Below are 24,400 nucleotides of genomic sequence, written 5' to 3'. Positions count from 1 at the left end.
GGTTACCCCGCAAGCGTCTCATTGTAGCTCTTCGCAAAGCCGTACTCTTCCAGCATAAAATCGATAAAACAGGCCAGCGCCGGAGAATTCAGTTTCCTCCCCGGATAGACCAGATACAGATCGTTGCCCTCTGCTTCCCACTCAGGCAGCACCCGCACCAGCAGGCCTTTCGCCACTTCGTCATGACACAAAAATGCCGGTAACAGCGTGATGCCTGCCCCCGCCAGCGCGCATTCCCGCGCATACAGCAGATTGTCGGTGGTATGCGTCGAAGGCAACAGCCAGCGATGATAGGATTCGCCGCGGTGCAGTACCCACTCCGACCAGGCACGGTGCGCGATACAGTGATGCGACGCCAGCTGCTGCGGCGATTCGAGCGCCGGATGCTGCGCCAGATACGCCGGAGATGCCAGCAAATAGCGCGGGCTGTGGCCAAGATCACGGCCAATCAGCGAGGAGTCCTGCGGTTTGCCGGTGCGCAGTGCGATATCAAACCCTTCCTGCACCAGATCGACCATCGCATCGGAGACTGACACTTCCAGCGAGACGTCGGGGTACCGCTTCTGAAACTCGACGTTCACCCGCGCCAGCAGCGTCGCGCCCAGTCCCGCCGGGCTGGTAATGCGCAACCGCCCGCTCGGGTTGTCGCGCAGACGGCGTATCGCCAGCTCCGCCCGCTCACTGGCCTGCATCATTTCCTGACAATGAATCAAATAGCGTTCACCGGCGAAAGTCAGATTCAGCTGGCGCGTGGTGCGGTTGAGCAGCCGCAGGCCGAGGGATTTTTCCAGCTGGCTGATGCGCTGACTGACGCTGGATTTCGGCAAACCCGCGCGTTTCGCCGCCTGCGTGAAACTTCCGCATTCGGCCACCAGCGCAAACAGCGCCATGTCCTGCAATTGTTTAAACACGATTGTTCACCTCAGCCGAACACTTTGTTAGATATTGTCCATCTTATCAGCTTGCCGCAGGAGGGCTAGACTGTCTGTATACCCTAAGAAGCAAACGGAGAAATTCTGATGTCTGTTAAAGCAATCGCAGTAAACCCGAAAGACCCGGCGCATTTCATCGCTGTCGAATTACCACAGCCTGCCGCCGGTGAACACGATCTGCTGGTGGAAGTGAAAGCCGTGTCAGTCAACCCGGTCGATACCAAAGTGCATAAAGGCGTACAGAAAAAGGGTCTGGATGCGCCGAAAGTCCTCGGCTGGGATGCGAGCGGTATCGTCAAATCCGTCGGCAGCGCGGTCAAAAATTTCAAAGCGGGCGATGAAGTCTGGTACGCCGGTGATATCACCCGCTCCGGCAGTAACGCCACCGAACAGCTGATCGACTCACGCATTGTGTCGGTCAAACCGAAAAGCCTGAACTGGGCGGAATCCGCCGCGATGCCTCTGACGGCGCTTACCGCGTGGGAAGCGCTGTTTGAGCATCTGAACATCCAGAATGCCTCAGAAGACAAAACCCTGCTGATCATCGGCGGTGCCGGTGGCGTTGGATCACTGGCGATCCCATTCGCGTCGTTGCGCAGCAAAGTGAAAGTCATTGCGACGGCGTCACGCCCGGAATCCGTGCAGTGGTGTCTGGATCGCGGGGCGGATCTGACCGTGAACTACAAAGATCTGAAAGGCGAACTGGCGAAGCATGACATCAAACAGGTGGATTTCATTCTGTGCCTGAACGATACCGACGGTCACTGGGCAGCGATTTCCGATCTGATCGCGCCGATGGGCCACATCTGTACCATCGTTGAGAACGAACATCCGCTGGATATGAACCAGCTGAAGCTGAAAAGCGCCGCGCTGCACTGGGAACTGATGTACACCCGCAGCATGTTCAATACGCCGGACATCGCGCAGCAGGGCGAAATCCTCAAACAGGTCGCCGCGCTGGTGGATGAAGGCAAAGTGCAGACCACGCTGAGCGATACCCTTCACGGCCTGAGCGTTGAAAGCATCGAAGCCGCGCACGCCAAAGTGCTCGACGGTCATATGCAGGGCAAAGTGGTCGTCGCATTCTAAGCAGACACCGTTGGAAATAAAAAAGCCGTCACTTGCGTGGCGGCTTTCTGTTTTCTGCGCTTCCGACGGCTATTCTCCGTCGTCGACCTTCTGCCATTTCGCATCCGGGTCAAACGTGTTAATCGCCCGCGCCGCTGCGTCGGTGTCGGCACCTAAATCCTGCTGATACACCTCGCCCTGCTGATTTATCATAAAACTGGTGATGCCCGTGTGACCGTAATCCACTGGCCAGGCGATGAGCGCAAAGCCCTTAGTCATTTTACCGTTGTCGATATAACTGTAAGCCCCGCCGCTGGCATTCGCGCCCTGCGCGGTCAGAATGCGGAAGTAGTAGCCGTGATAAGCAGACCCCGGCTGATCATTACCAAAGGCTGGACCAAGCGGGCTGGGGGCTTCGCCCTCTTTCACCGGCCAGTACAATCCGTCGTGCTGCCCGTCAGTACTGATAAACTTTTGCGCATACTGCCCCGCGCCCTGCTGGTATTGGTGCTGGGCATCGGCATACGCCGCGACCGCCTGAATGGTCGAGAGCTCGTTGCGCCCGATGGTTCGCGTGGCGATCTCTGCCGCACCCGAGGCCATATCAAATGACCAGCCCTGCGCAGTGTGTTTCATCGGAAGAGGTAACTGCCAGTTTTCCGCACCGACGTTCAGATGCGCCATGTCCCCCTGCTTCACGATACTGTGGCTGACATTCCAGTCGCGTAAAAAGCGGGCGACTTCCTCAGGATCGACATCCTTTGGCGGCAGATACACCTGCCAGTCATCACCCAGTAATTGTTTCAGTGCGGCATCGTCATGCCCGCTCACCGCGTTTACCAGTGCCTGAGCGGCCAGCTCCGGCTGCGGGAAGGACTGCTGGGCGAAAGCGCACAATGGAAGCACCAGCGCACCGGCAGAAATCAGAAGACGGCTAAACTTAATCATTACCTTTCCTCATAAAATTAGCGCCGCTGAAAGTGATGACCTTCCGCACCGGCGTTCCTCGCAGGCTGGAAGTCACGCATCTGACGACGACTCTGATCCCCCCGCGCATGCTGCTGTTGCCACGACGGCGAACGGCTGGAATTCCCGCTAAACGCCGTGCTGCGCGTCACGTTGCCTTGGGTCTGCTGAGAAAACGGCTGACGGTGCGACAGCTGCCCCTGGTGAGATAACCCATCGTGCTGCGGTAACTGACGACCTGAAAAATGATGGCTGTCAGATGCCGATACAGGACGGCTGGCAGGTACCGAGCGTGGTGATAAATGCGATTGCCCCGGCGTAAAACCAGGATGACTGTTCATCACCGACGCCGCCTGCTGACGGCGCTGATCGAGATTCTGATTCTGCACCCCGCCATTGTTACGCCCGACGCGCTGCCGTCAAAACCGCGATAATTATTACGCTGCGCGGCATTGCTCAGCGCACGGTTTTGCGTGGCACCGCCGAGGTTTGCAGGACGGTTTGGCGTACCGGCGTTGAACGCTGCATTGTGCTGCCAGCCTGCGCTATTTGCGGAACCTGCATGATTCACCGCATTGTTATTACCGGAGATACGGTTGTAATTATTGACGTTAACGTTGACGTAATTATTTTGTCCCCCGCCATGATGGCCGTCATCATGATGATCGTCATGGTGATCATAGTCGTCGTGATGGTGGTCGTCATCCCAATCGATACTGCCGAAAATGGCATAGGTCGCGGCGACGCCCACACCAAAACCGATGCCCGAGACCACGCCATTCACAAACTGCTGCCCCGGAGGCGGCGGCAAATAGACCGGCGGATAAGCCGGAGTCGGCCAGGCGCCATACACCACATTCGGGTTGTAGCTCGGTACGTAAACGACCTGCGGATCGGCGGATTCAATAATGATGGTTTGCTGCGCGGGTGCGCTTTTCACCACGGTGGTATTGCTGCTTTGCGCCGCCGGTTTAACCGTCACTTTCTGCTGCGGTGTGCTTTTCAGCGCTCCGCTCTTTTGCGCCACCTGACGGAATTTTTGCACGGTATCCATCACGTCGGCAGGCTGCGCCAGAAACGCGTCGCCGAGATTTTGTACCCATGCAGGATCTTCACCCATCAGCGCCAGCAGTTGCGGGAACGCCACCAGCGATTTCACGCTCGGATCCCACGGCTCATTCGCCACGGCGCTAACCGCGGCATCACCCTGACTTTGCGGATGGTCACGCGACCATTGAACAGCCTGAATCACGTTAGTCGGATAGGTCGAAGCCATCAGCACTTGCGAAAGCAGGCTGTCAGGATAGAGCGCCACGGGTGCAACCCACTGATCGAGCTGTGCTTGCGTAAAAGCGGGAGGCGTATTGGTCGTTGCGGGCACAGGTGTGGCAACAGGCGCTGGTGTGGCAACAGGCGCAGGAGGCGCTGTCTGGGTGGTGGTTTCTGCCTGTGAACTGACCGGCAGCCAACCCTGCATAAACATTACGCTGGCCAGCGCAAAAGCACCCGCGCCGCACAGCACTGAAATACCCCAGGGCTTGAATGATAAATTCATTCTGATCACCTTAGAAAGCCTCCGCCGGAATGCGAGGCACAATGAATGAGTATAATCTGACAAATAAAACTCAACGGTCGTCACTGTATTTTTATTTCGTAAATGGGGTTTACGCATAAAATGCGTAATTAATGATGAAAAAAATGATGTCTTTTCAACCGTATGAAATAGTTTGGTTTTTTATTTATCCGCGTTACAAACAGAATTAATAAAATTCCATTAAAGTATAATCAGATGAATTCATTAATAATTATAAAAAATGCAAAGTAGCCAAATCATTCATGTAATGAATGATTATATAACCCGAAATGACAGTGATAAAAAAAGCGCCGACTCCGCAGAGTAAGCGCCTTTTAGTCTTTCTGGCTGGCAGGGGTCAGGACAAGGACGGCGCGTTCAACCGGCTGGTATCGGCGGCCAGCATATTCTGCACCAGCTCGATACATTCCAGAAAACGCTGGTCGTAATCCGACGATTCAACGTGAACGTAATCGACATTGTTTTGTTTCAGCATATCGATTAACAGATTCTGGAAAGACATGCGGTCCGTGGTGCTGCCCAGACTGCGCAGACCGTCGGCGACCCACGGCGTGTTGTTTTCCAACAGGATCACCAGATCGAATTTGTATTCGTCCATCAGCGCCTGCACGAACGGATGCTCGCGGCCTTCGTACTTTTTACAGAACGCCTGCGTGGTCAGGAAATCAGTATCGATGAAGGCCACTTTATTGGCATATTTTACTGCAAAATCAATATACTGCGCCTGACCGAGAGCGATTTTATCATAATCAGAATATTGCAGTGCCATCTCGTCACCGCCGAGGTGTGAGAACACATAATCGCGGCCATATTCCCAGGCGCTGGTGGTGTTGAAGATGTTGGCTAACTTATTGACCAGCGTCGATTTTCCGCTGGATTCGCCGCCCAACACCGCCACGGTACGCACAAAGAACGGCTTCACTTCGGTCGGAATGTAATCCCAGTAGCGGAACGGATCGTGACGGATCTGGCGGCCACTGATGTTCATGAAGGATCGTTTCGGGTCAATCAAAACGGTTTCAATACCCAGATGCTCGCGGTACTGCGGCGCATCGGCCTCTTCGCTGGAATAAATGGTATTCGGTTCAATGCCTTTCTGGCCCATGAACTCTTTGATGCCGCGCCCCCAGACATCCCAGCCGTGCGGATATGGCTCCATGCCCTCCTCGTTAAAGGCGTGGATACGGATATTTTTCTGGTATTTGAAGGTTTGCAGCAGCCAGCGCAGACGATCGCTCACCGTCGGCTGCTGGGACATCGAACTGTTCTCGAACAATTCGCGGTCGCGTGGCTCGTCGTAGCCCATGATGATGTGCAGTTCGTCGACCTGACTACAGGCGCGCTGGATCAGATAGATATGGCCGGTGTGCAGCGGATAAAACTTGCCGAACACCACGCCAATATTTTTTTCGCGGCGGGGAAACTCAAGGTCGAGGAAGCGATGCAGTGCCTCGAGCTTTTGCGCGCTGGGGCTTTTTATCTTTGCATTCAACAGCTGGCTCAGATAACCCTTGGTCATCCCGCTGGCCTCTGCCACCTGCTGTAATGTTCTTCCCTGCTGCTTAATCGCGGTTTTCAGATAATCGAACTGAGACATACCCTGTCCTTATGTTTGCTTTACTAAACAAAAAATAGCACAAACTCAGGGCGAAAGAACACCGGATAACCGTTACAAATCGTCGAGGATCGCCAGCGCATCAGCCAGTTTTTTGACGCCAAACACCTGCATACCGGCAGGTACTTTTTTCGGCACGTTAGCGTGCGGCACAATGGCACGTTTAAAGCCGTGCTTCGCCGCTTCGGTTATACGCTCCTGACCGCTCGGCACCGGACGGATTTCCCCGGAAAGCCCGACTTCGCCGAAGACCACTAAATCGTGCGGCAACGGCCTGTCCCGCAGGCTCGACACCAGCGAGAGCAACAGCGCCAGATCGGCACTGGTTTCAGTGACTTTCACACCGCCGACCACGTTGACGAAAACATCCTGATCCGCCATCTGCAGCCCGCCGTGACGATGCAAAACGGCCAGCAGGATAGCCAGACGGTTCTGCTCAAGGCCCACGGCCACGCGGCGCGGATTGCCCATCATCGACTGATCGACCAGCGCCTGCACTTCAACCAGCAATGGCCGCGTGCCTTCCCACAGCACCATGACAGAACTGCCCGAGGTGATTTCATCGCCGCGGCTGAGGAAGATGGCGGAAGGGTTGCTGACTTCGCGTAAACCTTGTTCGGTCATGGCAAACACGCCCAGCTCGTTCACCGCGCCAAAACGGTTTTTATGGCTGCGCAATGTGCGGAAACGGGAATCCGCATCGCCATCGAGCAGTACGGAACAGTCGATACAGTGTTCGAGCACTTTCGGCCCGGCCAGTGAACCGTCTTTGGTGACGTGACCGACCATCACGATCGCCACGCCGCGCGTTTTGGCGAAGCGTGTCAGATAAGCCGCCGTTTCACGCACCTGGGCCACGGTGCCCGGCGACGACTGGATATCCGCCATGTGCATCACCTGAATGGAGTCGATGACCATGAGTTTCGGTTTTTCAACATCAGCAATTTCACAAATCTGCTCGATGCTGGTTTCCGAAAGCATGTTCATGTTGGCCGTCGGCAACCCGAGACGGTGGGCGCGCATCGCGACCTGTTGCAGCGATTCTTCCCCGGTGACGTACAGCGTTTTCATGTTTTCGCTGAGATGACACAGAATTTGCAGCAGCAAGGTACTTTTACCGGCGCCGGGATTCCCGCCGATCAGAATCGCGCTTCCCGGCACCACGCCGCCGCCGAGCACGCGGTCAAACTCTTTAAAACCGGTGCTGAAACGCGGAAGTTCATCGAGGCTGATGTCCGAGAGCTTTTGCACGCGGCTGACGCCCGCATCGCCCGCATAACCGGTCAGGCGTTCGTTGCGCGCCACGGTCGGAGAAGCCGCCAAACGGATTTCAGTAATGCTGTTCCAGGCCTGACAGGCACTACACTGCCCTTGCCAGCGCGGATAGTCTGCGCCACATTCATTACACACAAATGCACGTTTTGGAGCTTTAGCCACAACTTACCTCTTTGTTTATTAGCGTTCTGTATTTGCTGACTAGGACTGACTTCCGCTGAGAATACACAAAACCCCCAGCAAATCCGCATGACGGATGCACACTTCCGCCTGTTCGTAGACTTTTGGTTTGGCGTGATAGGCAATGCCCATGCCCGCGACGGCCATCATTTTCAGATCGTTGGCACCGTCGCCAATCGCCACAGTTTGTTCATGCGGGATTTCCAGCTTTTCGGCCAGTTTCAGCAGCGTATCGGCTTTGTATTGTGCATCGACAATCGGCCCGATCACGCGGCCAGTCAGTTTGCCGTTACGGATTTCCAACTCGTTGGCGGCCACATCCACCAGATTCAGCTTATCGCGCAGGTATTCGGCGTAATAAGTAAAGCCGCCGGACGCAATCGCCACGTGCCAGCCCGCTTCCTGCAAACGCTGAACCATGACCGTCAGCCCCGGCATCAGCGGCAGGGTTTCACGCACCTGTTGCAGAATGCTGGCATCGGCGTCCTTAAGCGTAGCGACGCGCTGACGCAGGCTGGCGGAGAAATCCAGCTCGCCGCGCATTGCGCGTTCGGTCACTTCTGACACCTGTTCACCGACGCCCGCCAGTTTGGCAATTTCATCGATGCATTCAATCTCAATCGCGGTAGAATCCATGTCCATCACCAGCAGGCCCGGCGTGCGCAGGTAAGGCACTTTACCGAGCTGCGTGACGTCAAACTCAAAGGATTCCGCCAGTTTTTGCGCATCCGCCGTCAGTGACCCGGCCAGACGCACCACCTGATAGCCTTCCACCGCCCACGCGCTGACAATGACCAGAGCGCGCCCTAACTGGCGCTGGAACTGTGTAATGCTGATTTTATCGAGTTTTCTACCGTACAGAAGCCACCCGGTGTGTCCTGCCCGGTAATCCAGCGGCATCACTTCATCACCGCTCAATGAAAGGGGAAGTCCCGGCCATTGGTGGATCTCCGCGGGAAGATCGCAATAGGTCAGACTGTTTGGCATGATTACTCCGGTAGATTGGTTTGTTAAAACGACAATGAAAAAACGGTAGAAAAGGCAGGGCGTCGCCGATAAAAGAAGGCATCAAGCTACCTTATCGCTGCCGCTTCTGGCAACATTAAAGTCATCGAAAAACGCAAGGAAACGGAATGGCAAAGGCCAAACTCAAATTTCGCCTGCACCGCGCTGCTATCGTATTGATTAGCCTGGCGTTATTAGTCATTCTTATGCAAGGCGCTTCCTACTTCAGCCTGGGGCATCAGCTCGCCCGATCTACGCAGGTCGAGCAACTCGCCCAAACGCTCGCCAAACAGGTGGCATTTTCGCTCGCGCCATTAATGGACAGCGACAATGATGGCGCGGATATCGCACAAATTTCCACTATTTTGAGTCAGCTCACCGACGGCAGCCGCATTCTCGACGCCAGCGTTTATGAATCGGACGGCTCGCTGGTCGCCCATGCGGGTGAACAGGTGCCGGTGCGCGATCGTCTTTCACTCGACGGCAAACGCGCGGGCAGCTACTTCAACCATCAGATTGTGGTGCCTATCGAAGACAAGAGCGGGCCGAGCGGTTTTTTGCGCATCACACTGGATACGCACGTGCTGGCGACCGAATCCAAACAGGTGGATAACACCACCAACCTGCTGCGCCTGATGATGCTGGCCGCGTTGGGTGTCGGCATTATACTCGCACGCACGCTGTTGCAGGGGCGCCGTTCACGCTGGCAGCAATCGCCGTTCCTGCTGACGGCCAGTAAACCGGTGAAAGAAGATGATGAGCCGGAAGAAGAAGCTCCTGACGATTTTGGCCCGCCGCCGACGCTGAACCTGACCGAACCCGACGCCGAAGTGGCGCCAGCGAAACCGGCCACCGAAGCGCAAACCAAAGAAGCCGCGCAGGCCGCCTACCGTAGCCTGAAACGCAGCAAACCTAAGTGATTCAAATAATCAGATAACGCGTTACCTCAGGGAATGCATATCTCATTACATAGCAAAACGGGCGCCTTCCGGCGCCCGTTTTTAATTCTGCGACAATGCGGCAGAACTTATTCTTTATCGCCCAGCAGAACGGATTCCAGCGCGATTTCAACCATGTCGTTGAAGGTCGTCTGGCGTTCAGCAGCGGTCGTTTGCTCATGAGTACGGATATGGTCGGAAACGGTACAGATGGTCAGCGCTTTTGCACCGAATTCTGCTGCCACGCCGTAGATACCGGCGGCTTCCATTTCTACGCCCAGGATGCCGTATTTTTCCATCACGTCGAACATTTGCGGGTCTGGTGTATAGAACAGATCTGCGGAGAAGATGTTACCTACGCGGGCGTGAATACCTTTCGCTTTAGCGGCATCAGCGGCGTTACGCACCATGTCGTAATCAGCGATTGCGGCATAGTCGTGGTCTTTAAAACGCATGCGGTTCACTTTGGAATCGGTGCAGGCACCCATACCGATGACGATATCGCGCAGTTTGATGTCTGCACGCACAGCGCCACAAGAACCCACGCGGATGATTTTTTTCACGCCGAATTCGGTAATCAACTCTTTGGCATAAATTGAGCAAGAAGGAATGCCCATGCCGTGGCCCATAACTGAAATTCTGCGGCCTTTGTACGTGCCGGTGAAACCCAACATGCCACGCACGTCGTTCACCTGCTTAACGTCTTGCAGGAACGTTTCCGCGATGTGCTTGGCGCGCAGCGGATCTCCCGGCATCAGCACTACGTCAGCAAAGTCGCCCATTTCAGCATTAATGTGTGGAGTTGCCATCTTTTTATTCCTTAATCAGCGAGGTATCACATTCATCATAAAAACGCGGCCAGTATTCAATGTACTGGCCGCGTATGCAAAGTCTTACAGCATGGATTTACCGTAGTCCATTGGTGACAAGTCGAAGTATTTCGCGACCGTCTGACCAATATCCGCGAAGGTTTCGCGGTGGCCCAGCGAGCCCGGTTTCACTTTCGGGCCGTAGATTAACACCGGAATGTGCTCACGGGTATGATCCGTACCGCGCCATGTCGGGTCACAGCCGTGGTCAGCGGTGAAGATGATGATGTCATCTTCTTTCACCAGTTCCAGCAACTCCGGCATGCGACGGTCAAACAACTCCAGTGCCGCAGCGTAGCCCGGAACATCACGACGGTGGCCGTAAGAGGAATCAAAATCAACGAAGTTGGTGAAGACGATGGTCTTATCGCCGGCTTCTTTCATTTCTTTGATGGTCGCATCAAACAGCGCGTCCAGACCGGTGGCTTTCACTTTTTTGGTGATACCGACCTGCGCGTAAATATCGGCGATTTTACCAACGGACACCACATGGCCGTTTTTCTCATCGACCAGCTTTTTCAGGATGGTCGGTGCCGGTGGTTCCACCGCTAAGTCGTGGCGGTTACCGGTACGCTCGAAGTTACCTGCTTTGTCGCCGATGAACGGACGGGCAATAACGCGGCCAATGTTGTAGCCGCCTTCTGTCAGCTCTTCACGGGCGATTTCGCACAGTTGATATAGACGATCTAATCCGAAAGTTTCTTCGTGGCAGGCTATCTGGAAAACGGAATCGGCAGAAGTGTAGAAAATCGGCTTACCGGTTTTCATGTGTTCTTCGCCTAAATCATCCAGCACAACGGTACCGGAGGAGTGACAGTTGCCAAGGTAGCCCGGCAGATTGGCGCGCTCGACCAGTTTGTCCAGCAGCTCTTGTGGGAAGCTGTTGGTGGTGTCGCTGAAATAGCCCCACTCGAACAGTACAGGCACACCGGCAATTTCCCAGTGACCTGACGGGGTATCTTTACCGGAAGACAATTCGCTGGCGTAGGCATACGCACCGGTGATTTCAGAATCACCGTCCATGCCGTCAGGAATTTTACCGGTAGATTCTTCAGCGGCTTTCGCCAGGCCCAGACGGGTCAGGTTCGGCAGATTCAGCGGCCCTTTGCGACCTTTGTCGGCGTCGCCACGCGCACAGGCAGCCGCGATATGGCCCAGGGTGTCGGAGCCTGTATCGCCAAAGCGTTCGGCATCTTCACTGGCACCGATACCGAATGAGTCTAACACCATGATAAATGTACGTTTCATTTTGCTCTCCTGCGAATGGTTACGCATTGGGTCACGCGGAACTGCCGCGTACCTGATCAGTCTTAAATGGGGGCGAGACCGCCTGAAATCAAGCGTTGCCGCCGATCCGGCGATACACCACCGGCGTGCTTTCCGGCGCTTTATCACTCAGGACAATGGCGGCGCGCACTTCTGCGGCAGCCTGCTGCCACGCGTTTTCGCTGTTGGCGTGAATCATCGCCAGTGGCTGACGCGTATCGACCTGCTGGCCGAGCTGCGCCATATGGGTCAGACCGACGCTGTAGTCGATAGGATCGCTGGCACGACGACGACCACCGCCCAGTGACACCACCGCCATACCCAGCGCGCGGGTATCCATCGCACTGACGATGCCGTTGGTTTCGGCGAACACCGGTTTGCTCAGTGTGGCCTGTGGCAGATAGCGATCGTAATTCTCGATAAAGTCCGCCGGACCTTTCTGTGCCGCAATCATGCGGCCAAAGATTTCTGCCGCTTTGCCGTTATCCAGCACCGCCTGCAGTTTGCTGCGGGCGTCGGCGTCGTCTGTTGCCAGACCGCCGGAGATCAGCATTTCTACGCAAAGCGCCATGGTCACTTCTAGCAGGCGCGGATTGCGGTATTCGCCGGTCAGGAAGCGCACGGCTTCGCGCACTTCGACTGCATTACCGGCACTCGAAGCCAGCACCTGATTCATGTCGGTGAGCAGCGCGGTGGTTTTGCAGCCTGCGCCGTTTGCCACATCGGCAATTGACTGGGCCAGATCTTCGGACAGCTGGTAGGTCGGCATAAATGCACCGGAACCGACTTTGACGTCCATGACCAGCGCATCCAGACCTTCAGCCAGTTTCTTGGCGAGGATCGACGCCGTGATAAGCGGAATGGAATCCACGGTCGCGGTAATATCGCGGGTCGCGTAGAAGCGTTTGTCCGCCGGTGCCAGCGAGCTGGTCTGGCCGATAATCGCCACGCCGACGTCCTGAATAATGCTGCGAAAACGGCTGTCATCCGGGAAGATATCAAAGCCAGGAATAGCTTCGAGTTTATCCAACGTACCGCCGGTATGGCCCAGGCCACGGCCTGAGATCATCGGTACGTAACCGCCACAGGCGGCAACCATCGGGCCTAACATCAGAGACGTCACGTCACCCACGCCGCCGGTGGAATGTTTATCCACAATCGGGCCGTTCAGGTTCAGGCTTTTCCAGTTCAAAACGGTACCGGAATCGCGCATGGCCATGGTCAGCGAAACGCGCTCATTCATGGTCATGTCGTTGAAATAGATAGTCATCGCCAGTGCGGCAATCTGACCTTCTGAAACCTGACTGTCGCGAATACCGTTCACAAAGAAACGAATCTCTTCGTCACTTAAAGGATGGCCATCACGTTTTTTACGAATAATTTCTTGTGCGAGAAACAAGGTATCCCCCTGCCTGAGCTGAACGCCAAAATCTGGACGCTGAATGTGTGAGCGCCGCATGGCAGCGCCCCGAAAGATGCGCACCGCAGACGCGGTGCCGTGGTGATCAATAGCTGCTGGTGGCTTTCTGGCCAGCGTGACCCAGAGTGGTCAGCAGGCTTGCCAGCAGGCTGGATGCACCGAAACGGAAGTGACGTGCGTCAGCCCATTCGCGGCCCAGCAGACGGTCAGCCAGCGCCAGATATTGCGCAGCATCTTCAGCGGTTTTCACGCCACCGGCAGGTTTGAAACCTACGTCTTTGCCCACGCCCATTTCAGCGATCACGCTCATCATCAGCTCAGCACTGTGCAATGTAGCGTTTTCCGGCACTTTACCGGTGGAGGTTTTGATGAAGTCAGCGCCTGCTTTGATAGCGATTTCAGAGGCTTTGCGGATCAGCGCGTCTTGCTTGAGTTCACCGGTTTCGATGATCACTTTCAGCAATACGTTGGCAGCAGCACAGGCTTCTTTGCACTGTTTGACCATCTCAAAACCGACCTGCTCGTTACCGGCCATCAGTGCGCGGTAAGGGAAAACCACGTCCACTTCGTCAGCGCCGTAGGCGATGGCGGCGCGAGTTTCGGCCAGTGCTATCTCGAGATCGTCATTACCGTGCGGGAAGTTGGTCACGGTGGCAATGCGGATGTCCGGCGTGCCTTGCTCGCGCAGGGTTTTACGGGCAATCGGAATAAAACGAGGATAAATACAAACAGCAGCAGTGTTACCTGCCGGGCTTTTCGCCTGGTGACAAAGCGCGATCACTTTTGCATCGGTGTCGTCTTCGTTCAGGGTGGTTAAATCCATCAGGTTCAGCGCACGTTGTGCTGCGGCGGTTAAATCGGTCATATAACTCTCCAACAATTTTCAATTCCAGCGACCAGCCAGAACTGAGCATACAGTCATGAATTCCTTTCGGCGGTTAACGTCGGAGAAGAATTCTGCACGGTTGGCGAGCGGACTTGGTTCCTTGAAGATAGCGTGCGTAAGCGCTTTAGCGGCTTACGCGGCAACTGAGATCCTTCTCACCGCGCTTGGATTGGCTAACGCCAATTCGTTGTGACTATTTGAACACGTCACATCAGGTTCCTGTGTGCAGTATTTCACACAAAATGAAAACCGTTTGCAACGTTGCTTGGTAAAATGAGAACTAAATCACACTTACCCGGCATTATGCTCAGTATTCGGCCTATATAAGAGTGTATACCCGATTCGTGACAAACGGAGTTCGGGCGGACACTCAGGGATCACCGACCGGTAATCTTGCCCTCGATGTTATAATAATAACATTTCAAAGAGAACATAATTCTTACCACGCGGTAAAACCCACTCTATAAAGGTGTTCCGAGCACGAATAAATGTTATTTAAATCACAAAATGAATGAAAGGCTTACAGCGAGGAAGGAAGATTGAACACCCGACGGGTATTGGCGAGCAGCGCATCGGCAATCTCTTGCGGCGTTTCACTGCGTAACTGGTACAACACCTCAAACACCGTGGAGGCGCGTTCCGGGCGATTGGGTTGCCCCTGAAAACCCTGCAACGGCATATCCGGTGCATCCGTTTCCAACAGCAAAGAAGAGAGCGGCAACTGCGCCATCACCTGACGGGTTTTCTGCGCGCGTTCGTAGCTGATGGTACCGCCGACGCCAATCGCAAATCCCAGTTTGATAAACGCCTGCGCCTGCGAAAGGCTGCCCGCAAACCCGTGCACCACCCCGGTAGCAGGAAGTTTCGCCTGTCGCAGCATAGCTGCCAGCTGATCGTGGCTGCGGCGCGAATGCAGGATCACCGGCAGCGCCTCACGTTTTGCCAGCGCGAACTGCGCTTTCAGCAGCCGCTGTTGTTGCTCAAACATCGGCGTTTCCATAAACAGATCCAGCCCGATTTCACCGACCGCCACCACGCGCGGACAACGCTGGCTGAGCAGTGCATCCAGCTGCTGCAGATCGTTATCACTATGCCGTGCGATATATAACGGATGCAGACCCAGCGCGGCGTACAGCGGCGGGAAGTTTTTTGCCAGCGCGAGAATGCCGTCAAAACGATCGGCGGTCACCGCGGGAACGATGATTTCCCGCACTCCAGCCTGTCCGGCCAGACGCAGGCTTTCGGCTTCCGCGCCGGTAAACGGCGGGAAATCGAAATGGCAGTGCGTATCCACAAAGTGAAAACTCACAGCTTATCGCCTTCGCTGGCAGAGTAGTGCTCCACAGGAGTCATGTCAGCAGCAAGGTTTTGCGAACGATACTCTCCCCTGGTGTTGTCCTGAAACGCGGCCGGACGAACCACGCCGCCGTCGGCCACCATATCGGTGAGCACGGCAGGGTCGAGGACAATCTGTTCTACAGTGCTGACCGCGGCGGCCAGCGGTGTTTCGTGTTCCGGTTCGTTCGCCGGCACGACCACGCGCTGAGGACGCACCGGACGCGGCGTCACCTGCGGATAAGGGCGCTCGTTTTCACGCGGCAACAGCCAGTGCGCGGCTGCCGACAGGAAATAGCGGCCACAGCGGCGGCCCAGATGATAATCCTGATTGAGCGCCGGCAAACGGCTGCCAAGCGCGTGGCTGGCGAGCGGCTTCGGCGGGAAGATTTCGAAAATCCGCACGTCGCCCGGCGGATTTTCAATAAACTGCTGAATGCGGTGATAGCTGTTTTCATGATGCTGCATCATGCGCACCAGTTGCTGGAGACTGCTTTCACTCAGCCATTGCTCCATGCGCTTCATCCACTGCGGCGTGTAAAACATCGCCGACGGTACGGTGCGGATCACCACGATAGTGTCCGCGCCGCGGCGGTAGGCTTCTTCCACCGGAATAGCATCGCTGATGCCGCCGTCCTGATAGCTGATGCCGTCCAGATCCACGCCCATGCGGTAAAATCCCGGAATGGCGCTCGAGGCTTTAATCACCGGCAGCCAGTTCTCGCGCGTTGGCGCAAAATAGTTGGCGGTGTAGTCATCGCTGCGGCAGGCACACATCAGAAACTCGCGACCGTCGATCAGCAGCTTCTCCGCGCTTTCCATCGCCAGCGGCATGTTTTTCGCGGTTTCATCCACCAGCCAGTCGAGATCGATAAGATGTCCTCCACGCACAAAGCGCAGAGGATTGAAGAAATCAGGGCTGGTGGTGTAGCGGGTAATCACTCTTCGGGCGTAGCCGGGTTGTCCGCACACGAAGGCCGAAAGGTTTTGTGCACCGGCGGAAGTCCCCAGATATAAATCGAAGGGATTAAAATTGGCACGCTGAAATTCATCCAGCACACCGGCGGTAAAAATGCCTCTCTGCCCTCCCCCTTCGCACACCAGAGCAATCTTGCCCGGCCGGTAAGGTTTATACGCCAGCGGTTCTATATTCCCCAGCGTGACAGGTATTCTGTATCCCAACGCATCATCCTCACACAATTAGCCTCAGCGGACAGGCCTCTTTTCTGAGCATACCTTGTCTGCCGGGTTTGAGTGAGTTTCTTGCCAAAATGTGAGGATAAAATCGTTACTTCTTGTTAACGGAACACATCAATCAAAGACATCATTCCATAAAAAAGCATCGCCCCCTTATCTGAACACACTGCGAGTAAGCAATATCTTCAGACAAGAGGGCGATGCGATTTTTACTGCGGTATATCTGCTAACGTTATGACTTCATAACGTTATTGTCAGAGTCGTTTACGACCGGTAAACAGGCTGACCAGGAACAGAATGATACCGACTACGAATACGATTTTTGCAGCCCAGGCAGCTGTACCAGCCAAACCACCAAAACCCAGTGCCGCCGCGATCAGCGCGATGATTAGAAAAATAATGCCCCAACGAAACATAAGCTTCTCCTTTACCCTATATATTCACTTTGCCAGTTTAAAAAGGTGACACTCCTACTTCCGGTCTGAAGTCTCTGTGTACATTGTCTTGGTGACACTTTATTAGCCGGCAATTACCGGAGATAAAAATCATCACTTACCTAATAAAGATAGTCGGAAAAATGAAAGTGTTAGGCGAAACCCACGCTTATTTTTCCAAAAAAAATATTCACAGCGGTATTACGTAAGTCTTCAGTCCCGAAAAATGTGCAGGAGGTACGGTATATCGTTATATGTTGTTCAAAATATGTCGTTCAAACCGGCGCCCTTCCCGTGGGCGGGCGCCGTTTACTGCTGTCGTTCTGCGAAATTACGGTGCGACTTTCAGGTCGTTTTTAACGCTTTTCACGCCATCAACGGTCTTCGCAACGCTTTCAGCACGGTCAGACTGTGCCTGGTCTTTCACATCACCGGAAAGCTGTACAACGCCCGCGGTGGTTTCTACTTTCACGTTACGTGAAGGAACGATGTCGTCGGCCAGCAGTTTGGCTTTTACAGAAGCCGTCGTGGCGGAGTCACCGGCGTAGCCTTTCACGCTTTGTTCGCTTTTGTCTTTGGTGTGCAATTTGTCACTGACAGATTTCACGCCTTCAACTTTGGTCGCAGCGGCAACTGCCTGCTCAGCTTCAGCCTGTGAGGCTACGAAGCCGCTCAGGGTGACAACACCGGATGTGGTGGTCACAGAGATGTCGGTGCTTTTAATGGCTTTATCATCTACCAGTGCACTTTTCACTTTTGCTGTGATGGCGCTGTCGCCCATGTAGTTATCAACTTTCTTCATGGAACTATCGATTTTTGCACCTGCGCTATCAGTAGTGGTTGCGGCCAGAGCGCTACCACTCATCAGTGCAGTACCCAGAACTACGGCCATCATTGAATAGGCAAATTTAGAGTTTTTCATCGATTTCTTCCTTTCAGTTTATGGGCCCTAATCTTGGACCCGGTACGCCACATTTGTGGTGACGCCTTCTAACAAATTGTATTGCTGCTGTATTTACTTCCTTTGTAGCAGAGTACGTCGTTTTATTCGGGCTTTTTATCGCCTTTCGATATAACACTCTGCGCCGTCACTTCTAAGCAGTGCTTTACGCCACTGTTTTGTGAACACACATTTAATATAGTCAAGAATGTCCAAAAGAGTAGAGCGATCGCCGATTACAGGGCCGAATGCAGACAAGTCTTAAGATTTCGCGGGAAATATGGCCGAATTCCGGTCACAAAGGAGAAAAAACGCACAACGGGAAATGTGAGGCGGGCAATAAAACATAAGAAAAAGTGTATAAAAAAAGACGGCACAGTGGCCGTCTTCAGATCAAAAAACCCACGCGGGCAAAAATTAATGCTCGCGGGTCTTGCGGAATTTCACTTCAGGATAACGCTCAGAAGCCAGATTCAGGTTCACCATCGTCGGGGCGATGTACGCTAAATTATCGCCGCCATCCAATGCCAGGTTGGTTTCGTTCTTACGTTTGAATTCTTCGAATTTCTTCACGTCGTCACATTCAACCCAGCGGGCGGTGGTCACGTTAACGGATTCGTAAATCGCTTCCACGTTGTATTCGCTTTTCAGGCGCGCCACAACCACTTCGAACTGCAGGACACCCACCGCACCAACGATCAGATCGTTGTTGGCGATTGGACGGAAGACCTGAACCGCGCCCTCTTCTGACAGCTGGACCAGCCCTTTCAGCAACTGTTTCTGTTTCAGCGGATCACGCAGACGGATACGACGGAACATTTCAGGGGCAAAGTTAGGGATGCCGGTGAACTTCATGTTCTCACCCTGGGTAAAGGTGTCGCCGATCTGAATCGTACCGTGGTTGTGCAGACCAATGATGTCGCCGGGGAACGCTTCTTCCACGTGCGAACGGTCACCGGCCATAAAGGTCAGTGCGTCGGAAATCACCACGTCTTTACCAGTACGCACCTGACGCAGCTTCATGCCCTTTTCGTATTTACCGGACACCACGCGCATAAACGCCACGCGGTCACGGTGTTTCGGATCCATGTTGGCCTGGATCTTAAACACGAAGCCGGTGAATTTCTCGTCGTCGGCTTTCACTTCGCGCACATCGGTTTTACGCGGCATCGGCGCGGGCGCCCAGTCCACCAAACCGTCGAGCATATGATCTACACCGAAGTTACCCAGTGCGGTACCGAAGAAGACCGGCGTCAGTTCACCCGCAAGGAAAGCTTCGTGTTCAAATTCGTGCGACGCGCCCTGCACCAGCTCCAGCTCTTCACGCAGTTGCTTGGCCAGATCTTCACCGACGGCGGCATCCAGCTCAGGATTGTTCAACCCTTTCACCGTGCGCACTTCCTGAATGGTGTGACCTTTACCGGTCTGGTACAGATACACTTCGTCTTTATAGAGGTGATAAACCCCTTTGAATAACTTACCGCAGCCGATCGGCCAGGTAATTGGCGAGCAGGCGATTTTCAGTTCGCGTTCGACTTCATCCATGACTTCCATCGGATCACGAATATCGCGGTCGAGTTTGTTCATGAAAGTCAGGATCGGCGTATCGCGCAGACGGGTAACTTCCATCAGCTTGCGGGTACGATCTTCGACCCCTTTCGCGGCGTCGATGACCATCAGACAACAGTCAACGGCGGTCAGCGTACGATAAGTATCTTCGGAGAAGTCTTCATGCCCCGGTGTATCAAGCAGGTTAACCAGGCACTCTTTATAGGGAAATTGCATCACTGACGTGGTGATGGAGATACCACGTTGTTTTTCCATTTCCATCCAGTCAGATTTGGCGTGATGGCTTGAACCACGGCCTTTTACCGTACCGGCGGTCTGGATAGCGTGTCCGAATAACAGGACTTTTTCAGTAATGGTCGTTTTACCGGCATCGGGGTGAGAGATGATGGCAAATGTGCGGCGCTTAGCCACTTCAAGGGCGTATTCACTTGGAGACATGTTTTTCACGTTTCTGCGGTTGGTCCGCCCTGCATAGGATTTCACATCACGTCAGAAGGACGTCAGGCAAAGCGGTAATAAAAGTTATAGCCAGCTATTTTCACTGATTTAGACGGGATGGGCAATCAATGGTTTTTTTGTGCCTATCCCAGCGGCAGCGCCATCATAATGGCATCTTCGCGGCCTTGTGCGGCAGGATAGTAATTACGGCGGATGGAGAGTTCGTTAAAGCCGAGGCTTTCATACAGCGCGATGGCTTTAGTGTTGGAAGCGCGCACTTCCAGCCAGAGCGTAAAAACGTCTTTTTGCTCAAGCTGTTGGATGATTTCTTCCAGCAACGTGCGGCCTAATCCCTGACGCTGGAAAGCCGGATCGATGGCGATATTGAACAGCGTGGCTTCGTCGAGGACGATTTGCGTGATCGCAAAACCGGCCATCTCATCGCCCTGCATAATTTTGAGATTCAGATAGCGCTCGCCCTGATTGCTGGCCAGGGTGTTTTCGGTCCACGGGAACGCGTGACTGGCTTGTTCAATCTGGAATGCGCGGGGAAGATCAGCGGGCGTCAGGATAGAAATCGGGTTCATTTTCACAAATCTGCTGCCAGAGCGCGCGTTTGGCGCCGGCATCTTGATAAAGCTCGGCCAGAGCCGGGCTGGATAACTGCGTTCCGGCGAGCGTCAGCGGTTCGCTTAACCCCAGTCGCCAGACATTGCAGCGGGTATCTTCAGGCAACATCGTCACCTGTTCCGGCGTCAGGCGGTAAACCTGCTCGCCGGTGAGCGCCAGACTAAGCAACACGTCGCGCACCAGCGGATCATCTTCAGCGGGAGGCACGTCTGCGACGATCAATAATTTGGTGTCCGCAGGCAGGCTGACGGCGACTTCGCCCTGCAAAACCGCAGGCCGGCGCAGCGTCCACTGGGTAATGCCCAGCTGTTGTAACAGCGTATCTCTTCTGGATGCCATGCCCGATCCCTGCCCGTTGAATAGCTAAAAAGCCCGGCTATGCTAGCAAACACATCGAACATGCGCCAATAAACCTCTATAATCGCCAGCCAAACCCTGAGGAGCCTTATCCTGATGTCTGCATTAACTCCGGCCAGTGAAGTCATACTGCGCCATAGCGAAGAATTCGAAGGCCGCCGCGTCCTGTTCGCCGGCGACCTGCAAGACAGCCTTCCTGCTGAAATTGACGCCGAAGAAGTCCGCGTCCACACCAACATGTATCACCACTGGCAGATGCTCAGCAAAACCCTGGGCGACAATGTGCAGTTCGGTTTACTCGCCGACGCCGAGCTTATTGCGCCATGTGATGTGCTGATTTATTACTGGCCGAAGAGCAAGCTCGAAGCCAAATTCCAGCTGTTCAACCTGCTGTCGCAGTTGCCAGTCGGGATCGACGTTTTTGTCATCGGCGAAAACCGCAGCGGCGTTCGTAGCGCGGAAACCACGCTGGAAGGCATTTGTGAAGTCAGCAAAATCGACAGCGCCCGTCGTTGCGGTTTGTATCATGGCCGTCTGGAAAAGCAGCCTGAGTTTGATGCTGATGGCTGGTGGGATGAGTACATGGTCGAGGAAGTGACCATCAAAACTCTGCCGGGCGTATTCAGCCGTGAAGGTCTGGACAGCGGAAGCCTGTTGTTGATCAATACGTTTGAAGAGCCAATCAAGGGCAAAGTGCTCGATATCGCCTGTGGTTCCGGCGTTCTGGCGTCTGTGCTGGCAACGTACTCGCCGAAGATGAAAATCACGCTGAGTGATGTGAGCGCAGCCGCTATCGAAGCCAGCCGCGCCACCCTTGCCGCCAATGAACTGGTCGGCGAAGTGATTGCCAGCAACGTCTATTCCGACATTGATGGCCGTTTCGATATGATCATCTCTAATCCGCCGTTCCATGAAGGCCTGCAAACCAGCCTGCATGCGTCCGAACAGCTGATCCGTGGCGCAATCAGCCATCTGAACATCGGCGGCGAACTGCGCATTGTGGCTAACGCCTTCCTGCCTTACGCCGCACTGCTCGATGACGCGTTTGGCAGCCACGAGGTGCTGGCACAGAACGGCCGCTTTAAAGTGTACAAAGCCGTTCGTGGTCGCGCACCGCGTGATACGAAAAAGAAAAGACGTTAATCAGCCTCTCACATGTCTGTGCTAGTGAAACGGACATGTTGATCAGGCACTGAGGATGCGCATCATTTCTGTGTTGTAGCGATCCCCTGCTGCCACGCGGAAAGGAAAGACTGCTTCGATCGCCGCGATTTCGGCTTCACTCAGGGAGACATCAAGCGCGGCGATGTTTTCCTCAAGATAATGACGACGTTTGGTGCCAGGGATCGGCACCATGTTCTCACCGCGCGACAACACCCACGCCAGCGCCAGCTGCGACGGTTTCACCCCTTTTTCCTGCGCCAGCTCTCCGATCTTCTCTGCCAGTTGCAAATTTTTCGCAAAGTTATCCCCCTGAAAACGCGGGCTCGCGAGTCGGTAATCATCCGCATCAAGATCATCAATCGAACGGATTTGTCCGGTCAGGAAACCGCGTCCAAGCGGGCTGTAAGGCACAAAACCAATGCCGAGACGTTCGCATGCAGGAAGGATCTCAGCTTCCACATCGCGCGACCACAGTGAATATTCGGTTTGCAGCGCCGTGATCGGATGAACTTTATTCGCCCGCTCCAGCGTGCTCACTGACACTTCACTCAGCCCGATGTAACGGATCTTTCCTTCTCGCACCAGATCCGCCAGTGCGCCGACCGTGTCTTCCACCGGCACAGTCGGATCCGGGCGATGCTGATAATAAAGATCGATAACGTCAATGCCCAGACGCTTCAGGCTGCCTTCGACGGACTGGCGGACATAATCCGGGTGGCCGTTGGTGCCGCGAGCGTGGGGATTGGCCGGATCGCGCACGATGCCAAATTTGGTGGCTAAGAAGACTTTATCGCGACGCCCTTTCAGAAAACGTCCGAGCAACGCCTCGTTAGTGTGCGGGCCGTAAACGTCGGCGGTGTCGAACATCGTCACCCCAATCTCCAGCGCACGTTCCAGCGTCGCCAGCGACTCTTTCTCATCCAGACCGGTGGTGTAAAAATCGCTCATGCCCATGCAGCCCAAACCGAGCGCAGAAACCATCGGACCGTTTTTTCCAAGCTGACGTTGTTTCATCTGACTTTCCTTATGACATGAATGGGATAAATAACGCCATGAAGTGTGGTTGTTGTGTCAGGAAAGATAAATCAGCGAAAACGTGCAAGACTATTCATCAATCGCGAACAATGCCGGAGACAATATGGATCAGGTTCAGGCAATGAAAATCTTTGTGCGCATCGCCGAGCTGGAGAGTTTCAGCCGCGCGGCGGAAGACCTGGATCTGCCGCGCGCCACGGTCAGTACTACACTGAAACGGCTGGAGCAGCGGCTGGGCGTTCGCCTGTTTTTGCGCACCACCCGTCAGGTGAAAATCACTGAGGAAGGCAAAATTTATTATCAGCGCTGCCTGCATTTACTCGCGGCACTGGAAGAAACGGATGCACTGTTCGCCCATCATCAAATACAGCCCTCGGGCACCGTGCGCATTGATATGCCGCACTCAGTGGCGCGCGAACGGGTGATCCCGTCGCTAAAGGAATTTTATCAGCGCTACCCGCAGATAAACCTTATTCTCAGTGCCAACGACAACGCCATCAATCTGCTGGATCAGGGAGTGGACTGCGTGGTGCGCGCCTGGCCATCGGAAGATGATAATCTGCAATCCCGCCACCTGACCGACTTAGTGCAGATTACCTGCGCGTCTGCGGCGTATCTGACGCAGTTCGGCACCCCGCTCACGCTTGCCGATCTCAGCACGCATCACGCCGTCGGCTACTTTTTCGCGCACCAGCGGGCTGAAACGCATCTCGAATTCGTTGCGGGGGGCGGGACGGAAAAAATTTATCTCAGCAGCGCCCTGACCGTCAGTGGTGCCGACGCCTATGTCGCAGCGGGGAAAGCAGGCTTTGGGCTGATTCAGGTGTCGAAGCTGGCGGTTGAGCAGGAACTGGCACTCGGCACGCTGATTGAAGTGCTGCCGGACGTCCTGCCACCGCCGATGCCGCTGTACATCATGTACCCGCCGGGCCGCTTTCTGGCACCGCGTATCCGCGTACTGCTGGATTGGCTGATCACGCTGTTCTCAGCACAGAATTGTGCTGCAGAGCAAAAGGGTCTTAATGGAAAAATTGTTGAATAAACCATCAATTAACCTGATGAAAATATCACCCACTGACCTATTCACCGTGGATATGGTGTTTTTTACATCAAACGTCCGGAATGGGGGAAATAACTGTTGACGCCTGTGGGAAAATCTCTAGAATTCGCCCCCGTGGTTGTGTTACTTGCTGATGACATTCTGATGAATGGATCGACACAGTAATCAATTGGAACGCGATGGTGGCGGAATTGGTAGACGCGCTAGCTTCAGGTGTTAGTGTCCTT

22 protein-coding genes and 1 pseudogene are annotated in these 24,400 nt (G+C 54.5%); 4 read left to right on the top strand and 19 right to left on the bottom strand.

Annotated features, from left to right (window positions below):
• Positions 1-2 precede the first annotated feature (2 nt).
• The gene (locus TU92_RS15845) at positions 3-911 is read right to left on the bottom strand and encodes a LysR family transcriptional regulator (protein ID WP_112168183.1); all 909 of its coding nucleotides are present in this window, start codon (positions 909-911) and stop codon (positions 3-5) included.
• 108 nt (positions 912-1,019) lie between these two features.
• On the opposite strand from TU92_RS15845, the gene TU92_RS15840 reads away from it, so the two are divergent.
• Entirely contained in the window at positions 1,020-2,021 is a 1,002-nt protein-coding gene (locus TU92_RS15840) for a zinc-binding alcohol dehydrogenase family protein (RefSeq protein ID WP_112168182.1), read from the top strand.
• A gap of 69 nt (positions 2,022-2,090) precedes the next feature.
• Here the strand turns inward: TU92_RS15840 and TU92_RS15835 are convergent, their stop codons facing one another.
• The 6 genes and pseudogenes from TU92_RS15835 to serB form a co-directional block, all read right to left on the bottom strand.
• Positions 2,091-2,948, bottom strand: a complete 858-nt coding sequence (locus TU92_RS15835) for a DUF2950 domain-containing protein (RefSeq protein ID WP_112168181.1) — start codon at positions 2,946-2,948, stop codon at positions 2,091-2,093.
• A 17-nt stretch (positions 2,949-2,965) separates the two neighbouring features.
• Complete coding sequence (locus TU92_RS22485) at positions 2,966-3,307, bottom strand: hypothetical protein (RefSeq protein ID WP_248291967.1); 342 nt, start codon at positions 3,305-3,307, stop codon at positions 2,966-2,968.
• Positions 3,308-3,468: 161 nt separating this feature from the next.
• Positions 3,469-4,521, bottom strand: a pseudogene (locus TU92_RS22480) (DUF3300 domain-containing protein); the annotation flags it as partial.
• 376 nt (positions 4,522-4,897) lie between these two features.
• Positions 4,898-6,157 (bottom strand): multifunctional transcriptional regulator/nicotinamide-nucleotide adenylyltransferase/ribosylnicotinamide kinase NadR, encoded by a 1,260-nt coding sequence (gene nadR, locus TU92_RS15825; protein WP_112168180.1) that lies wholly within the window; start codon positions 6,155-6,157, stop codon positions 4,898-4,900.
• Positions 6,158-6,229: 72 nt separating this feature from the next.
• Positions 6,230-7,612, bottom strand: a complete 1,383-nt coding sequence (radA, locus tag TU92_RS15820; protein ID WP_112168179.1) for a DNA repair protein RadA — start codon at positions 7,610-7,612, stop codon at positions 6,230-6,232.
• A 39-nt stretch (positions 7,613-7,651) separates the two neighbouring features.
• Complete coding sequence (serB, locus tag TU92_RS15815) at positions 7,652-8,617, bottom strand: phosphoserine phosphatase (RefSeq protein ID WP_112168178.1); 966 nt, start codon at positions 8,615-8,617, stop codon at positions 7,652-7,654.
• A 146-nt stretch (positions 8,618-8,763) separates the two neighbouring features.
• Here serB and TU92_RS15810 point away from each other — a divergent pair, with 146 nt between their 5' ends.
• Positions 8,764-9,555, top strand: a complete 792-nt coding sequence (locus TU92_RS15810; protein WP_112168177.1) for a YtjB family periplasmic protein — start codon at positions 8,764-8,766, stop codon at positions 9,553-9,555.
• Between the two features lie 107 nt (positions 9,556-9,662).
• Here TU92_RS15810 and deoD read toward each other — a convergent pair whose 3' ends face one another.
• The 11 genes from deoD to TU92_RS15755 form a co-directional block, all read right to left on the bottom strand.
• Complete coding sequence (deoD, locus tag TU92_RS15805) at positions 9,663-10,382, bottom strand: purine-nucleoside phosphorylase (protein WP_112168176.1); 720 nt, start codon at positions 10,380-10,382, stop codon at positions 9,663-9,665.
• Positions 10,383-10,466: 84 nt separating this feature from the next.
• Positions 10,467-11,690, bottom strand: a complete 1,224-nt coding sequence (gene deoB / locus TU92_RS15800; RefSeq protein ID WP_112168175.1) for a phosphopentomutase — start codon at positions 11,688-11,690, stop codon at positions 10,467-10,469.
• A gap of 88 nt (positions 11,691-11,778) precedes the next feature.
• A complete protein-coding gene (gene deoA / locus TU92_RS15795; protein ID WP_208640442.1) occupies positions 11,779-13,167 on the bottom strand; it encodes a thymidine phosphorylase in 1,389 nt (462 codons plus the stop codon).
• Positions 13,168-13,213: 46 nt separating this feature from the next.
• Positions 13,214-13,993 (bottom strand): deoxyribose-phosphate aldolase, encoded by a 780-nt coding sequence (gene deoC / locus TU92_RS15790; protein WP_112168173.1) that lies wholly within the window; start codon positions 13,991-13,993, stop codon positions 13,214-13,216.
• 541 nt (positions 13,994-14,534) lie between these two features.
• Complete coding sequence (locus TU92_RS15785; protein ID WP_112168172.1) at positions 14,535-15,323, bottom strand: TatD family hydrolase; 789 nt, start codon at positions 15,321-15,323, stop codon at positions 14,535-14,537.
• Positions 15,320-16,531, bottom strand: a complete 1,212-nt coding sequence (locus TU92_RS15780; protein WP_112168171.1) for a patatin-like phospholipase family protein — start codon at positions 16,529-16,531, stop codon at positions 15,320-15,322. The genes TU92_RS15785 and TU92_RS15780 overlap by 4 nt, the downstream gene beginning before the upstream one ends.
• Before the next feature lie 269 nt (positions 16,532-16,800).
• On the bottom strand, positions 16,801-16,962 hold the full coding sequence (locus TU92_RS15775; protein ID WP_013577105.1) for a DUF1328 domain-containing protein: 162 nt from the start codon (positions 16,960-16,962) through the stop codon (positions 16,801-16,803).
• A 349-nt stretch (positions 16,963-17,311) separates the two neighbouring features.
• Positions 17,312-17,902 carry a molecular chaperone OsmY gene (gene osmY, locus TU92_RS15770; RefSeq protein ID WP_112168170.1) on the bottom strand — a complete coding sequence of 197 codons (591 nt, stop codon included), beginning with the start codon at positions 17,900-17,902 and terminating at the stop codon, positions 17,312-17,314.
• A gap of 435 nt (positions 17,903-18,337) precedes the next feature.
• The gene (gene prfC, locus TU92_RS15765) at positions 18,338-19,927 is read right to left on the bottom strand and encodes a peptide chain release factor 3 (RefSeq protein ID WP_112168169.1); all 1,590 of its coding nucleotides are present in this window, start codon (positions 19,925-19,927) and stop codon (positions 18,338-18,340) included.
• 143 nt (positions 19,928-20,070) lie between these two features.
• The gene (rimI, locus tag TU92_RS15760) at positions 20,071-20,514 is read right to left on the bottom strand and encodes a ribosomal protein S18-alanine N-acetyltransferase (RefSeq protein WP_112168168.1); all 444 of its coding nucleotides are present in this window, start codon (positions 20,512-20,514) and stop codon (positions 20,071-20,073) included.
• Entirely contained in the window at positions 20,483-20,896 is a 414-nt protein-coding gene (locus tag TU92_RS15755) for a DNA polymerase III subunit psi (protein WP_112168167.1), read from the bottom strand. Before TU92_RS15755 ends, rimI begins: the two co-directional genes overlap by 32 nt.
• 114 nt (positions 20,897-21,010) lie before the next feature.
• Between TU92_RS15755 and rsmC the strand changes: the two genes are divergently transcribed.
• The gene (rsmC, locus tag TU92_RS15750) at positions 21,011-22,057 is read left to right on the top strand and encodes a 16S rRNA (guanine(1207)-N(2))-methyltransferase RsmC (RefSeq protein WP_112168166.1); all 1,047 of its coding nucleotides are present in this window, start codon (positions 21,011-21,013) and stop codon (positions 22,055-22,057) included.
• Positions 22,058-22,099: 42 nt separating this feature from the next.
• On the opposite strand, the gene TU92_RS15745 is transcribed toward rsmC, so the two are convergent.
• Positions 22,100-23,092, bottom strand: coding sequence for an aldo/keto reductase (locus TU92_RS15745; protein ID WP_112168165.1), 993 nt, complete (start codon positions 23,090-23,092; stop codon positions 22,100-22,102).
• A gap of 124 nt (positions 23,093-23,216) precedes the next feature.
• Here TU92_RS15745 and TU92_RS15740 point away from each other — a divergent pair, with 124 nt between their 5' ends.
• Complete coding sequence (locus TU92_RS15740) at positions 23,217-24,155, top strand: LysR family transcriptional regulator (protein WP_112168164.1); 939 nt, start codon at positions 23,217-23,219, stop codon at positions 24,153-24,155.
• The last annotated feature ends 245 nt before the right edge of the window (positions 24,156-24,400 follow it).

Source organism: Rahnella inusitata, assembly GCF_003263515.1.
GTDB lineage: Bacteria > Pseudomonadota > Gammaproteobacteria > Enterobacterales > Enterobacteriaceae > Rahnella > Rahnella inusitata.
This window is presented reverse-complemented; position numbering and strand designations above follow the sequence as displayed.